The sequence below is a fragment of the Novosphingobium sp. Chol11 genome (genome assembly GCF_945870625.1).
Taxonomy (GTDB): domain Bacteria; phylum Pseudomonadota; class Alphaproteobacteria; order Sphingomonadales; family Sphingomonadaceae; genus Novosphingobium.
This window is the reverse complement of record NZ_CAMBTS010000089.1, coordinates 1-13,557: the sequence shown is the minus strand read 5'-3', so window position 1 is coordinate 13,557 and position 13,557 is coordinate 1. Positions and strand designations below refer to the sequence as shown.

Here is a 13,557-nt window from a genome sequence, read left to right as displayed (position 1 = left end):
GCCGCCGGAAAACATCGAGGAAATGGCCAAGAAGCTTGAGCAGGAACTGCTGGGCTAAACGGCTGGTTTCAATCAATTGGGGAAGTTTCGGCGGCACACCCCACCGCCTGGTCTGGGCTACCTGATACGGGCCCTTAACGAACGGAGTTAAGAACATGCGTCACAAACTGGGCCAGCGCAAGCTGGGCCGCACTTCATCGCACCGCATTGCGATGCTGCGCAACATGGCTGCCGCGCTGATCAAGCATGAGCAGATCACCACAACTCTGCCCAAGGCACGCGAACTGCGCCCGTATGTTGAGAAGTTGATCACGCTGGGCAAGAAGGGCGGCCTCTCAAATCGCCGTCTCGCCCACGCGCGCATGCTCGACGAAGTACAGCTGACCAAGCTGTTCGACACCCTGGCGGTGCGCTATGCTGGCCGCGATGGCGGTTATGCGCGGATCATCAAGGCCGGTTACCGCGCTTCGGATGCTGCGCCGATGGCGGTGATCGAGCTGGTCGACCGCGATACTTCGGCCAAGGGGCTCGATTCGGGTCCGGTCTTCACCGGTGATGAGGATGATCTGGACGCGGCATAATCCGTGGACAAGGTGAAGGTTTCAGCAAACGGGCGGCACCGCAAGGTAGCCGCCCGTTTTCATGGTGCCGCCGCCCTCGCAGCCAGCGCATGGCTGTGCTGGGCGGGCGGGGCGCTGGCGCAGGAGGCCGCGCCGCCCTATCCGGAAACGCCGCGTGGGACTGTAGTAGAGCGGGTTTTCGGTGAGGAGCTCGCTGATCCGTTCCGCTGGCTCGAAGGCGATGTCCGTGCCGATCCGGATGTCGCGCGCTGGGCGGCGCAGCAAAATGCGATCAGCGCCGACTATCTGGCGCAGCTTCCCGGCCGCGCGGCAATGGCGTCGCGGATCGGCGCGCTGCTGCGGTACGAGCGGTTCAGTCTGCCGCGCAAAGCCGGGCGGCGCTATTTTTACTTGCGCAACAGCGGCCTGCAAAACCAGTTCGCGCTCTATGTCCGCGAAACGCTGAGCGGCCCGGCGCGCACGCTGCTCGATCCGAACACATGGTCGGCGGACGGCACGATCGCGCTCGATGCCTGGGTGCCTTCGCGCAGTGGGCGCTGGCTGGCGTTCAGTCAGCAGGTGGCCGGAAGCGATTGGCGCACGATCCGCGTAGTCGATGTTGGGACCGGCACGGTGCTCACCGATCGGCTCGATTGGGCCAATGAGACGCAAATCGGCTGGGTCAGTGACGAAGGCTTCCTCTATACCCGCTTTCCCCAGCCAGCGGCGGGCGCGGCCTTTCAAGCGCCGGTCTACAACAAGGCAGTGTGGTTTCACCGGGTCGGCACGCCGCAATCGGCCGATGAGCTGGTCTATGCCGCGCCCGATCAGCCCGGCCGCAGCCACCGCGTGGCGGTGGCGTCCGACGGGCGATGGGGCGTGATCACCAGCGAAGAGAGCACCGGCGCGCGGCGCGCGGTGCGCCTGATCGATCTGAAGGCGCGGCGGCCGGGTGTCTGGCCGATCATCACGCTGATCGACCAGATCACCGATGACTGGAAATTCGTCGACGGCATCGGCAATCGCTTGTGGTTCATCACCAATCGGCAGGCCCCGCATTACAAGCTGGTCCGGCTCGACATGGGCAGAACGCCGCGCTGGCGTGATGTCGTGGCTGAGCGCGATGTGACGCTGGACGGCGGTCGGGTGGTGGGAGACCGGCTGGTTCTGTCCTATCTGCGCGATGGCTCCAGCTTTGCGATGCTGACCAGCCTGAGCGGACGTCCAGGGCGGGCCATCACGATCAAAGGCATTGGCGCGGCCAGCGGGTTCGGCGGGACACCGGGTGATCCGGAGACCTTCTATCAGTACTCCAGCTTCAACCAGCCACCGGCGATTTACCGTCTCGATTTGCGCAGCGGCGCGGTCAGCCCGTTCGCGGTGCCGCAGCTGGCGTTCACTCCAGAGGATTTCGTGGTCGAACAGCGCAGCTTTCCATCGAAAGATGGCACGAGAATTCCGCTCTATATCATGCGGTCGCGCGCTTTGGCCGATGCCAAGGCGCCGGCCCCAGCCTTGCTCTATGGCTATGGCGGCTTCGATGTTTCGCTGACCCCGGGCTATTCGGCGGTGCGCATGGCGTGGGTTCAGGCAGGCGGCGTGTTCGCGCTGGCCAGCATTCGCGGCGGCGGCGAATTTGGCCCCGCTTGGCATGATGCGGGGCGGCTTGCCAACAAGCAGAACAGCTTTGACGATTTCATCGCGGCGGGCGAATTTCTGATCGCCGAGGGGATCGCGGCCAAAGCTGGTCTGGCAGCGCAAGGCAGCTCGAACGGCGGGCTGCTGGTGGGCGCGGTGGTGAACCAGCGCCCCGATCTGTTTGCCGCGGCGAATCCCGATGTCGGTGTCATGGACATGCTGCGCTTTGATCGTTTCACGCAAGGGCGGTTCTGGACCAACGACTACGGCGATCCTGCGCGCGAGGCGGATTGGCGGGTGCTGCGCGCCTATTCGCCTTATCACAACATCCGCGAGGGAGCGGCCTATCCTGCGATCCTGGTGACGACTGCCGATACCGACGACCGCGTGGTGCCCGCGCACAGTTTCAAGTACGTTGCGGCGCTGCAGCGCGCGCGCATCGGCGACAAGCCCCATCTGCTGCGGATGGAGCGCGGCGCAGGCCATGGATCGGGCAGGGGGGTGGACAAGATCATCGCGATTGGCGCTGATGTGCTTGCATTCCTCGCGCGGTGGACCGGATTGAAGCTCGCACCTTGAATTTGGTCTGGCCTGAGTTGGCCAAAACTTGGCGCTGCTCTCTTGCGGCGCGGCCCCGGCCTGACTATCGCTGATCCGGCAAGAGTTAACGGGAACCCAGTCATGACCATGTTCGAAGATCGCGAGCGCGCCGAAGAAGCGAAGTTTGCCCACGACGAAGAAACGATGTTCCGGGTTCAGGCGCGGCGCAACAAGTTGCTGGGGCATTGGGCGGCCGAGCGGATGGGGCTCGATGCAGCGGAGACCGAGGCCTATGCCACATCGGTCGTGCAAGCCGAATTTGAAGAAGCGGGCGATGAGGATGTCGTCCGCAAGCTGCTCGGCGATCTGATCTCCGCCGGGATCGAGATCGACGACGCCGAAATCCGCGCCGCGCTGGAGGCCAAGGGATTGGAAGCGCGAGCGCAGTTGATGGGCGGCGCCTGATGGCGATGGCAGCCGCCGAGATCGAGGCGCTGATCCGCGCTGCGCTACCTGACGCGCAAGTGACGATCACCGATCTGGCCGGGGACGGCGATCATTATGCGGCGCATGTGGTCTCGCCTTCATTCGTCGGGCAATCGCGCGTGGCGCGGCACAAGGCGGTCTATGCCGCGCTGGGCGAGCGGATGGGCGGCGTGCTCCATGCCTTGCAACTGACAACTTCGGTTCCCACCTGAACGCTTTGTAGGACCTTGGCCATGTGGCCATGACGAAAGAGAGCAAGCCACTATGTCAACCACTGCACGCATCACCGAAATCGTCGAAGGCAATGACGTCGTCTTGTTTATGAAGGGCACGCCGCTGTTTCCGCAGTGCGGCTTTTCGAGCAAGGCGGTTTCGATCCTCGAGCATCTGGGCGTGGCCTTTGCCTCGGTCGACGTTTTGCAGGACTCCGAAATCCGTCAGGGCATCAAGGCTTTTTCGGATTGGCCGACAATTCCGCAGCTTTACGTCAAGGGCGAATTCGTTGGCGGCTCCGACATCATGATCGAGATGTTTCAGGCAGGTGAGCTGGAGCAGATGCTTGCCGATGCCGAGGTCGCGCGCGCTGGATAAGCCAATTCGCACCGAGCTTTGTGCTGTGCGGCATAAAGTTCTTTGGGCGGATGTGCGGGAAAGTCCGGGGAGGCGGAACCGGGAGACCGGGGACCAGTTCCGCCTCTAAGAAAACATCTTCGGGACACAAATCTATCAGCACAACTCGTGCCAAATTCCAATAACCACGCAATTCAGCCGATTTTGCACGGATTGGTCATACTCATTCGCGAACGCTTGTAAGGTTTACCGACACAACCGGCAATGCGCGCCAGCACCCCTTGGCAAGTTCTTGCCGCCGTTGCATGGATGGCTAATGGAAAACTTGGAAGATCAGGGCGCGCACGATGACGCCCCGCCTGCTACCCCTGCGGCCACAGTGGTGGTGTTTCGCCGCGATGCGGGGGGCGGGCCGGCGCAGCTGCTGCTGGTCGAGCGTTCGGGTAGTATGGCCTTTGCCGGCGGAGCGACGGTCTTTCCGGGAGGAAAAATCGACCCGGCCGATTATGACCTGGCGCAGGCTGTGGCCGGTGATCTTGAGCATGATGATGTCGCTTCGCGCATCGCCGCGATTCGCGAGACGCTGGAGGAAACCGGCCTCGCCATCGGCATGACCGGCGCAGTCGATGCGGCGCGCGCGGCGCAGGCCCGGGCACTGCTGCTCGAAACCGGGCGTCTGGCCGACGTGCTCGCCGCCTTCGAATGGACGCTCGATCTAGAGGCCTTGGTGCCGTTTGCCCGGTGGCTTCCGCAGCACCGCAACATGCGGGTGTTCGACACGCGGTTCTATCTGGCCGATCTGGGTACGGGCGCGGTCGATGTGGTGGTCGATGCGACCGAAAACCGGCATCTGTTCTGGGCCAGCGCCGCAGAGGCGCTGCGGCTGGCCAATGACGGATCGATCAAGGTGATCTTCCCGACGCGGCGCAATCTGGAACGACTCGCGCAGTTTGAGGATTTTGCCGCCGCCCGCGCGCATGCCCTGGCCACCCCCATTGTTACCGTGACCCCGCGGATCGAGACCCGCGATGGCCAGCAGTGGCTGGCGATCCCGAGCGACGCGGGTTATCCGATCGATGGCGAAGCGCTCAGGTCGGCGGCGCGCGCATAAATCGGGTCTGAATGGCGAGCCTGCGCGCCGCTGTTCTGTCTGGCTCTGCGCAACTCTGCTCAGATTACCTTAGTGGGTCGTTAACCTCCGGGTTCTACACCAGCGGAGGAGGTTCACGATGCAGCTAGCCCAATCACAGCCCGAGAGGTTTCCCCTGCCGGGCCAATCCGCCGAATTGCCCTTTGATGGGCGCGCTTCCGCGCGGCTTGCAGCCGAAGATGATGCTTTCGTGGCCTCGCCGGTGCATCGTTTGCAATCGGAATTGTCCGTGTCGGTTGCCTTTGCCGATCTTCCGGCCCCGGAGCGCTATCCCGGCTGGTTCAGCCTTGGCTTTCCGATTCTCGCCTCAAGCGCGCTGTGGTTCATGATCTTGCGGTTCTTCGGTCTTGTGGGCTAACGCCCAGACGAACCTGCAAACCCCGAACCAATCGAGCGATCTTGCGGTATCTGTCGCTGACTGACCCGCGACTTCGTGCTTGTATCCTAGCCTTGGCGTAATGAGCGCCGTACTCGGACGTTCAAGCGCGCAGCGCGGCAGGCAGCATCAGAGCAGAAAAAAGGCGAGCGTGCTCCAGAATGCGATGCTGATGGCAAGCCCGATCAGCAGGCCGCGCATGATCTTCGAGCCATCGAGGTCCGAAATGTGTGCTGCAGTCAAGTGCGGGGTTCTGCCCGTAAATTCATTGGTCATCCTGCGTTCCCGTTGTTTTAAGGCCGCTGCTTGGTGCGTCCGGCCGTTGCTCAATTTTTGACTTAAGCTACTCAAAGAAATGCGAAAATTCTGTGCAGCAGGCTGATCCTATACATGGCGGTTCAGGCCCGTTGTGCTGTTATGTGACAAAGCTTATCCGAGACCGCTATAGATTACAACGGATGTAATATTTTCTGGCTATCGCGCGGCGCGGGCAATCCGCCGCAGCTGCGTGCTTGGCCGGGACGTTTCCGGATCGGGGGAAGGATTTGCCTCGCGGCGCTGTTTTTCCGCGCTGAAGCTGGCTTTTTGGCTGATGGTTTCGCGGCAAGTGGCCGGTGCCGCGACGGCAGGTTGGTCCGGCCGATCGGCTTTAACCGGGCCATTCCGGCTGACTTCGCCGCGATCAGGCCTACACTCCGAGCGAGTTATCCACAGTCCTGATGTCGGTGCCGGGCCCAATTCTCTCAGGTTGGCCTGCGCAGAGAACAGCCGGTCGCGGATTGGCGGCGCTATGCCAGTTGCGATCGATTGTCACCCGGGCTTGGCGCTCATCAGCCAGGTGGCCACGATCAACGGCGCAAACGAGATGAACCCCCAGATCATCCAGAGACGGCAATCGCGGTAATACCGCTCCGGGATCAGGCCGCCATCTTTGAATGTCCGGGCCATGCGGGCCTGGCGGATTTGCAGCGGCAGCAGCACGAAGAGCCAGATCACGCCGGAAGCGACAAAGCATATCTGGCTATAGACCAGCCATGTGCCTTCAAACGGAGAGATATGCGCCGCAAGCAACGCGCCGTAGCCGCCGCCCACGATGAGGATGATGCCCCACAGGGTCAGGCTGATGTCCGTAAGCGTGACCAGATGCTGAGCAAACGCGATCACCACCGGATTGCGGCTGCGATCGGCGAAGAACTTCCAGATAGCGGTGGCGGTCACATTGCCGAGCAGCATTACAACGCCGGTGATGTGGATGAATTTGGCGATTTCGTAGAGCATCGCGTTGCGGTCTAATGGGTGCGCCGAAGTGCGGCAAGCCAGACCACCGGGCAGAAGCGCGTGCCGGGCTAACCTATCTTAATCTATCTTAAGATGACAATCGATCCGGCGTGATCGGGCAACGGCAAGGCAGCGGCACCTGTGGCGGCGATGAACTCCTCAACCGCGCGGCGCACGCCCATGTAACGACGGTTGTTGTAATCGTGAACGAAGATGCAGCCGCCCTTGTTGAGACGGGCATAGAACCAAGCGAGACCAGCGGCGGTGGGATCATAAAGATCGACGTCGAGGCTGACGAAAGCGAAATCGTCTTCAACGCCTTGCGTGCTGTCTGGAAAAAATCCCTTGTGCACGAGAACTTGTGACCTGTCGGCCAAGCGCGACAACACCAGCTCGACGCTGGTATCCTGAAAATCGCCGAGGGCGGCCCCTGAGAACTGAGATTTGCTCTCCGCTGCCAGATCCTTTTCGGCAAAGCCTTCAAACGTATCGAACAGATGCAGGCGGCGGCCGGGAAACAAGCGGTTAAGCAAGGCGGCTTGCTCGCCCTGATAGACCCCAAGCTCCCCGATCGCGCCGGGTATGTTTTGCGCGTTGATGCGTTCTGCGGCCAGCCTGAAGGCATGGCGGCGGACAAAGTCCTCGCCCGCGCCGGATTGCGGCAACCCGGGCGCTTCTGGCCACAGATACATGGTCGCGACCCCGGCTGCGGCCAGCCGCAAGCCCAGCTTCTGGTTGAGCGCTGCGATATCGGCATTGACCGCGGCGCCAAGGGCTTCGCTGTAGCTGGGATAATAGGCATGGATGCAGTCTGGCGAAACGCCGAGACTTTCCAGCTGCGTCCGGATGGGATCGACCGCGCGCGCGGTGATGACCATGCAATCGGGCGCAAGCGCGGCGAGATCGCTTACCGCCATAACCTGGTGCCCTTCGACCTGTTGGCCGTGGCGGGCGGGATTGTTATCGCCAAGCCCGGCAACAACGATTTCGGCGGGCAGGATGCTGAGAAAATCCTTGAGCGCGCTGCCGGTGCCCACAATCCCGATGCTTGTCATGTCCGCTTCCTCGCGTGTGCTGTGCGCACGAGTGATCCCGCGCCGGGCGTTATCAACCTTTGCGCGAGCCAACAAGGAGGCCAACACGTTGGCCTCGCGACTGGCTGGCGAGGCGCAACGATGACCGGCCCGGCGCAAGGACTTTGTGCGATGCTGAGGGTTTGTTCGGAACAAATTTCTGCCGGGCGGATTTATGGTTTGAACGCCTACACCGGACGTTGATTCCGATATGTCGCCAAAGGGCAACACTTGCGGATTGAACTGCCACAGATCCGGCTGAAGCAGGCGTGAATGAGCTTACTGGATGCTACTTACTATCTTTCGATAGTCAGAATGTAATAATTTGACATGTTTTGTTATTGATAAGAAAAATTCAGCAAAAACAATTCTATAATAAACATAAGTAATTTCCCTAGATATTACTTCATCGCAGTTTCAGGCCTTCTCGTGCCTTTCTAAAGCAGTTTTGCAGGAGTGTGACATAAAAGCGTTTTATTGAGGTTCTAGTGACACATTTGTCCCGGGGCACATGCCTCTGGAACCAAACCAAGCCCACGAGGTACCCATGATTTCGCAGAAACATTCCCGCGCCGGCCTTCTGGCCGGGGCTTGCGCTGTTGCGCTTTTCGCCGGCCCGGCGCTGGCTGCGCCGCAGGCAGCTCCCGTTGAAGCGGTTGCTGCCGACAGTGAAGCTCCCGCGCCTGAAACCGAAGGGTTACAGGAGATCGTGGTCACTGCGACCAAGCGCGAGACCAATCTTCAGAAAACCCCGATCTCGATCTCGGTGCTGAGCAGCGAAGCGCTCAAGCAGCGCCGCGTTCAGAGCCTGATCGATCTGGCCGATGGCGCAGTGCCGTCGCTGCGCGTCGCCACCTTCGAATCCCGCCAATCGGCGCTCACCATCGGCATTCGCGGCATTGTGCCGGGCGATGCCAACCAGCCAGCGCGCGAGCAGGGCGTGGGCGTTTACATCGACGGCGTTTACCTCGGCCGCCAGCATGGCCTCAACGCCAGCCTGTTTGACGTCGCCCGGATCGAAGTGCTCAAGGGTCCGCAGGGCACGCTGTTCGGCCGCAACACCGAAGGCGGTGCGCTGTCGATTGTGACCAAGCTCCCCACCGGCGAATTCGGCGGCGGCGTGACCGCCGGTTTCGGCAACTACGGTTCCTACAACGGCGCGCTGCACCTTGATCTGCCCTCGTTTGCCAACATCGCGGTGAAGCTTGATGGCGTGATCCAGCATCAAGGCCCGACAACTGCCAATCCGCTCCCCGGGCAGGCCGGATTTAACCAGTACCACCGCTATGGTGGCCGGGTGTCAGCGCTGTGGAAGCCGATTGACGGGCTCAGCGTGAACCTCTCGTTCGACAAGAGCCGCGACGAGAATACCCCGTTCTATAGCGATCTGGTCACTGTCAGCCCCGCTGGCCTCGTGAACCTGCCGGCCATCGTCAACTATGGCTTCGTCCGCTCGAAAGTTGCCGATATCGGCGTGCCGCAGCAGCCGTCGATCGACAAGACGCAAGGCTTCACCTCGACGATCAAATACAAGGTGTCCCCCGGGCTTGAGCTGCGCTCGATCACCGCCTGGCGCACGGTCAGCGATGAGCAGTGGGACAACTCGGGCGGCGCGCACCGCACGCCGGTTGCCCGGGCCAATACCGCGTTCAGCCGGTATAGCCTGTCCAACCTCGGCCAGCGCCAGTTCAGCCAGGAGCTTCAGGCGGTTGGCTCGATTGCTGCGATCGACTATGTGTTGGGCCTCTACTACTTCAACGAAAGCGCCAACGATGCGGCGCGCACGCCAAACACCAATCGGTGGAACGCGGACCTGAGCGGCTTCACGATCATCGATCCAAGCACGTATCTGCTTGCTCCGATCGCCCGCGCCTCGCGCGCTTATGCCAAGAGCTATGCGGTTTACGGCCAGGCAACGTAAAGCCCGATCGAGCCGCTGCACATCACGCTGGGCGGCCGCTATACCCGCGACAAGAAGAACGGCACGCTGTTCACGGTGAACGGCGCGGCGACCAACTTCACCTTCGAGCAGACCAACAACCGCTTCGATCCGCTGGCGGTGCTGGCCTTCGACGTGACCTCGGATGTCAACGTCTATGCGAAGTACGCCACAGGCTACCGCGCAGGCGGCGCTAGCTCGCGCTCGTTGAACTACCGCGCATTCGGCCCGGAGTCGGTGCAATCCTATGAAGTGGGCATCAAGTCCAAATTCCTCGACCGCAAGGTCCGCCTCAACGTTGCCGGTTACATCATGGACCGCAAGGACAGCCAGGTGGACTTCAATTTCTACATTCCGCAGCAGAACGGCACCATCCGCAACACGCTGGAAACGGTGAATGCGGCCGGCATCACCAAGATCCGCGGGATCGAGGCGGAGCTGACAGTCAAGCCGGTCGATCGTCTGTCGCTCGGGCTCTCGTATGCGTACACGTATACGCGCGTGCCTCCGGCCCAAAACACCGTGCAGGAAGCGCTGAACGCCGATGGTATTCCGGTGTTTCAGGAGGTGTTCATCGTCTATACCCCTGCCAATGCGCTCACCGGCACGATCGACTACAGCCTGCCGATCGGCAGCGGGTCGACCGAACTGCGCTTCCACTTCGACGGCAACTACGCAGACCCGGTCTATAGCTTCGACAACGAGCCGGTGTTGACCGAGAAGAGCTTCATCGCCAACGCCCGCATCAGTCTTGCGGACATTCCGATGGGCGCAGGCGGCCAGAAACTGACGGTGGCTGGATGGGCGCGCAATCTGTTCGATACGGCCTACATCTATCGCCGCAGCGCCGCCAACTTCCCGACGCTGGGTGACTATGCCAACTACAACGCACCGCGCACCTATGGCATCGACGCGACGGTAAACTTCTGATCGTGCTGGGTTGCTGATGTCGGGGGCGAGGCGGGGGATCCTGCCTTGCCTCCGCATTTGTTTTGGCGGTGCTGCGGAACCCGGTTTCCTTCGGGCGCGAGGCAGACCATCATGTTGCTTCATCAGGGAGGAACAGGTGCTGTCTTTCATGCCTTTCAACCGTGCTTTTGCGGCGGCCCTAGCGGTGCTGCTCGCCGCGCAGCCGACTGCGGTCGCTGCGCGCGGTTATCGCCACTATGTCGAGGGGACGCTCAGGGGCCCGGCTCCTGCCAAAGTCGAGGGCGGCTTGCTGCTGATGGGCGGCGGGGATCGCAGTCAGGATGCGCTGCGCTGGTTCTTTGCCAAGGCCGGACATGGCCACATCGTGATCCTGCGCGCCTCGCAAAAGGGCGAAATCGGCAAGGAATTCATGCGCGAGATTGGCGGCATCCGCTCGGCCGAGACGTTCGTGATCGAAGACCGCAGTGCCGCCTATGATGCCAGAGTGCTGGCGGCGCTGCGCGCGGCCGATGGCATCTTCCTCTCGGGCGGGGATCAGGCCCGCTATGTCCGGCGCTGGGGCGGCACGCCGATCGCCGCGATCATCGACGCGCATGTCGCGGCGGGCAAGCCGCTGGGCGGCACCAGCGCGGGCCTCGCGGTGCTGGGCGAGTATCTCTACGGCGCGATGGACGATGGCAGCATCACCAGCGCCGAGGCGCTCTCCGATCCGTTTGGCCCGCACACCACGATCGAGCGCGATTTCCTCCATCTTGCCGCGCTGCGCGGGGTGATCACCGACAGCCATTTCAAGGAGCGGGATAGGCTGGGGCGGCTGTTTGCCTTCGTCGCCAAAGCGCAGAGCATGCAAGCGCCGGGCGCGCGGGCGCTGCTCGGCCTTGGCATCGATGAAAATGCGGCGATGACGGTGGAGCCCGATGGCACCGCGCAGGTCTATGCCGCCGCGCCCGATGGCGGCGCCTGGCTGGTCGACGGCGAAACGTTGAGGATTGCCCCGAGCCCCGGACCACTGATCGTATCGCGCATTCGCGTGACCGGGATCGGGCCTGCGAGCCGCTTGCATCTGCCCGATGGCCGGATCGAACGCCCGACTTTCATCAGGGACTATGCGGTGGAGGGCAATGCGGCCAAGGTGCTGCGCGAACTGCCCGCGCCGTGAGCTAGATCAGCCCCTTGGCCTTCAGCGAGATATGGCCCTCGCGCCCGATGATCACATGATCGTGCACCGCGACGCCGAGCAGCCGCCCCGCTTCCATGATCTTCTGCGTTATCTGGATATCGGCGCGGCTGGGTTCGGGGCTGCCGGAGGGGTGATTGTGGACGAGGATCAACGCGGCGGCGCCGATATCCATCGCCTTGTGGATCACCTTGCGCGGATGGATCGCGGCTTCGTCGATATCGCCGTCGGCGACCTTGTCATCTAGGATCAGCCGGTTCTGCGTGTTCAAATAAAGCACGCGCACCCGCTCATGCGTGAGATGCGCCATGTCGATGTGCAGATAATCGAGCAGCGCGGACCAGCTCGATAGCACGGGCAATTCCTGCATCACCGAGCGGGCAAGGCGGCGCGAGGCGATGGCGGCGATGCGGATCGCGGCGGCGGCGGTTTCCTTGATCCCCGGCGTTGCCATCAGCGCGCGCGGATCGGCATTGAACACGCCCGCCAGCGAGCCAAAGCGCTGGAGCAGCATGCGCGCCAGCGGCTTCACATCCTGCCGGGGGATCGCGGTCATCAGCAGATATTCGATCATCTCATGATCGGCCAGCGCATCATCGCCGCCTTCGAGCAGACGCTTGCGCAGCCGCGCGCGGTGGCCGGAAGGATCGAGCCCTGCCTCGCGCAGACGATTCTCGCCCCGCCGCGCGGCGGGGCGTTCAGGAAACAGTTTGGGTTCATCGGTCATGGTTTGCCCGGCGCGGGCTTTGCCAAAGCGGCCCCCACGACATGAGCGCTTTGCATTGCCTAAGCCGCACGGCTGCGCAAGAAGGGGATTGATGGCGGACAACACTGATTTGGCGGAAGAAACGCTCATGCCGCCGCCGCTGGCCGGCGCGGGCGAACCTGCCCGCGCCGCCCGGCCGCGCCGTTGGCGCAGGCCGTGGTTGCTGGCCGGGGGCACGCTGATCGTCATCGGGGCCGGCCTCTGGCTGGCGCGGGTCGATCTGGCGCGGGGCATCATTGATCGCCAGCTGAGTTCGCTGGCGCTGCCGGTGCGCTATACGATTGTTTCCATTGGCCCTGGCGTGCAGGTGCTGCGCGATGTGGTGGTCGGCGATCCGGCCCGGCCCGATCTCACCATCGAGCGCGCCGAAGTAAGCGTGGACTATACCCAAGGCTTGCCAAGGGCCGGAAGAATTAAGCTCGTCAGGCCAAGGCTTTACGGAACATACTTCGGCGGCAAACTAAGCTTCGGCGCGCTCGACTCGGTGCTGTTCGTGCCCGCGCCGGGCAATCCGCCGCCGCGCTTGCCCGATTATAACATCACGCTGACCGATGGCCGCGCGTTGGTGGAAAGCGATTTCGGACGGCTCGGGATCAAGCTGGACGGCGATGGGCCGCTGCGCGGTGGATTTGCCGGATCGCTGGCCGTAGTCGCGCCTGCGCTCAAGCTTGGCTCGTGCACGGCGGCGCGCACCACCGCGTTTGGCAAGCTGACCGTCGATCAGGAGCAGCCGCGCTTCGCCGGGCCGCTGCGCATGGCCGCGCTGCGCTGCGATGGCGGGATCGAAGCAGCGCCCGCGGCGATAACGCTCGATGCGACGCTCGACCGGAAGCTGCGCGACGTCCGCGCGAGCGGCGATCTGCGCAGCGGCCCGATCAACGCGCCGCAGGGCCGACTCGCCGCGCTCGATTTGCGGTATGGCGTGTCGCTCACCGGCGGCGCGCTGAGCGGGCGGTTGACGGGCCAGGCCGCCGATCTGCGCACGTCGACAGCCGCTGCTGCGCAGCTCGCGTTCGACACCCTGGTGCGGGCCCGCGCGGGTTCGGCGGCGCTGGATGTGCGCGGCACGGTGGA

14 protein-coding genes and 1 pseudogene are annotated in these 13,557 nt (G+C 62.9%); 11 read left to right on the top strand and 4 right to left on the bottom strand.

The window, feature by feature from the left end; genetic code table 11:
• The first annotated feature begins 155 nt into the window (after positions 1-155).
• The 7 genes from rplQ (at position 156) to Q0O40_RS12620 (ending at position 5,302) form a co-directional block, all read left to right on the top strand.
• A complete protein-coding gene (gene rplQ / locus Q0O40_RS12650) occupies positions 156-581 on the top strand; it encodes a 50S ribosomal protein L17 (RefSeq protein WP_295530364.1) in 426 nt (141 codons plus the stop codon).
• A 93-nt stretch (positions 582-674) separates the two neighbouring features.
• Positions 675-2,777 carry a prolyl oligopeptidase family serine peptidase gene (locus Q0O40_RS12645; protein WP_295530367.1) on the top strand — a complete coding sequence of 701 codons (2,103 nt, stop codon included), beginning with the start codon at positions 675-677 and terminating at the stop codon, positions 2,775-2,777.
• Positions 2,778-2,879: 102 nt separating this feature from the next.
• Entirely contained in the window at positions 2,880-3,203 is a 324-nt protein-coding gene (locus Q0O40_RS12640; protein ID WP_295530361.1) for a DUF1476 domain-containing protein, read from the top strand.
• Entirely contained in the window at positions 3,203-3,436 is a 234-nt protein-coding gene (locus Q0O40_RS12635) for a BolA/IbaG family iron-sulfur metabolism protein (RefSeq protein ID WP_295530358.1), read from the top strand. Before Q0O40_RS12640 ends, Q0O40_RS12635 begins: the two co-directional genes overlap by 1 nt.
• Before the next feature lie 52 nt (positions 3,437-3,488).
• Positions 3,489-3,815 carry a Grx4 family monothiol glutaredoxin gene (grxD, locus tag Q0O40_RS12630; RefSeq protein ID WP_295530356.1) on the top strand — a complete coding sequence of 109 codons (327 nt, stop codon included), beginning with the start codon at positions 3,489-3,491 and terminating at the stop codon, positions 3,813-3,815.
• A gap of 295 nt (positions 3,816-4,110) precedes the next feature.
• Positions 4,111-4,905 (top strand): NUDIX domain-containing protein, encoded by a 795-nt coding sequence (locus Q0O40_RS12625; protein WP_295530354.1) that lies wholly within the window; start codon positions 4,111-4,113, stop codon positions 4,903-4,905.
• A 118-nt stretch (positions 4,906-5,023) separates the two neighbouring features.
• Entirely contained in the window at positions 5,024-5,302 is a 279-nt protein-coding gene (locus Q0O40_RS12620) for a hypothetical protein (protein WP_295530352.1), read from the top strand.
• Positions 5,303-5,449: 147 nt separating this feature from the next.
• On the opposite strand, the gene Q0O40_RS12615 is transcribed toward Q0O40_RS12620, so the two are convergent.
• From Q0O40_RS12615 to Q0O40_RS12605, 3 genes are all read right to left on the bottom strand, one after another.
• Positions 5,450-5,596, bottom strand: coding sequence for a hypothetical protein (locus Q0O40_RS12615; protein WP_295530349.1), 147 nt, complete (start codon positions 5,594-5,596; stop codon positions 5,450-5,452).
• A gap of 534 nt (positions 5,597-6,130) precedes the next feature.
• Positions 6,131-6,598, bottom strand: a complete 468-nt coding sequence (locus Q0O40_RS12610) for a DUF2269 domain-containing protein (protein WP_295530346.1) — start codon at positions 6,596-6,598, stop codon at positions 6,131-6,133.
• A gap of 83 nt (positions 6,599-6,681) precedes the next feature.
• Positions 6,682-7,653: a TylF/MycF/NovP-related O-methyltransferase gene (locus tag Q0O40_RS12605; protein WP_295530343.1), complete on the bottom strand. Its 972-nt coding sequence runs from the start codon at positions 7,651-7,653 to the stop codon at positions 6,682-6,684.
• Between the two features lie 565 nt (positions 7,654-8,218).
• Here Q0O40_RS12605 and Q0O40_RS15905 point away from each other — a divergent pair.
• The 3 genes from Q0O40_RS15905 to Q0O40_RS12595 all read left to right on the top strand — a co-directional run bounded on the left by Q0O40_RS15905 (position 8,219) and on the right by Q0O40_RS12595 (position 11,699).
• Positions 8,219-9,592 (top strand): TonB-dependent receptor, encoded by a 1,374-nt coding sequence (locus Q0O40_RS15905; protein WP_367183748.1) that lies wholly within the window; start codon positions 8,219-8,221, stop codon positions 9,590-9,592.
• A 6-nt stretch (positions 9,593-9,598) separates the two neighbouring features.
• Positions 9,599-10,540, top strand: a complete 942-nt coding sequence (locus tag Q0O40_RS15900) for a TonB-dependent receptor (RefSeq protein ID WP_367183749.1) — start codon at positions 9,599-9,601, stop codon at positions 10,538-10,540.
• 148 nt (positions 10,541-10,688) lie between these two features.
• Positions 10,689-11,699, top strand: a complete 1,011-nt coding sequence (locus Q0O40_RS12595) for a cyanophycinase (protein ID WP_295530340.1) — start codon at positions 10,689-10,691, stop codon at positions 11,697-11,699.
• 1 nt (position 11,700) lies between these two features.
• Here Q0O40_RS12595 and radC read toward each other — a convergent pair whose 3' ends face one another.
• Positions 11,701-12,444: a DNA repair protein RadC gene (gene radC / locus Q0O40_RS12590; protein ID WP_295530337.1), complete on the bottom strand. Its 744-nt coding sequence runs from the start codon at positions 12,442-12,444 to the stop codon at positions 11,701-11,703.
• A 91-nt stretch (positions 12,445-12,535) separates the two neighbouring features.
• Between radC and Q0O40_RS12585 the strand changes: the two are divergent.
• A pseudogene (locus Q0O40_RS12585) lies at positions 12,536-13,557 on the top strand (C4-dicarboxylate ABC transporter); the annotation flags it as partial.

Coding starts and splice junctions, on each gene's coding strand:
- Q0O40_RS12615 (WP_295530349.1), bottom strand. CDS start 5,596: ATGACCAATGAATTTACGGGCAGAACCCCGCACTTGACTGCAGCACAC.
- Q0O40_RS12595 (WP_295530340.1), top strand. CDS start 10,689: ATGCCTTTCAACCGTGCTTTTGCGGCGGCCCTAGCGGTGCTGCTCGCC.
- Q0O40_RS12635 (WP_295530358.1), top strand. CDS start 3,203: ATGGCGATGGCAGCCGCCGAGATCGAGGCGCTGATCCGCGCTGCGCTA.
- radC (WP_295530337.1), bottom strand. CDS start 12,444: ATGACCGATGAACCCAAACTGTTTCCTGAACGCCCCGCCGCGCGGCGG.
- Q0O40_RS15905 (WP_367183748.1), top strand. CDS start 8,219: ATGATTTCGCAGAAACATTCCCGCGCCGGCCTTCTGGCCGGGGCTTGC.
- grxD (WP_295530356.1), top strand. CDS start 3,489: ATGTCAACCACTGCACGCATCACCGAAATCGTCGAAGGCAATGACGTC.
- Q0O40_RS12640 (WP_295530361.1), top strand. CDS start 2,880: ATGACCATGTTCGAAGATCGCGAGCGCGCCGAAGAAGCGAAGTTTGCC.
- Q0O40_RS12610 (WP_295530346.1), bottom strand. CDS start 6,598: ATGCTCTACGAAATCGCCAAATTCATCCACATCACCGGCGTTGTAATG.
- Q0O40_RS12625 (WP_295530354.1), top strand. CDS start 4,111: ATGGAAAACTTGGAAGATCAGGGCGCGCACGATGACGCCCCGCCTGCT.
- rplQ (WP_295530364.1), top strand. CDS start 156: ATGCGTCACAAACTGGGCCAGCGCAAGCTGGGCCGCACTTCATCGCAC.
- Q0O40_RS12605 (WP_295530343.1), bottom strand. CDS start 7,653: ATGACAAGCATCGGGATTGTGGGCACCGGCAGCGCGCTCAAGGATTTT.
- Q0O40_RS12620 (WP_295530352.1), top strand. CDS start 5,024: ATGCAGCTAGCCCAATCACAGCCCGAGAGGTTTCCCCTGCCGGGCCAA.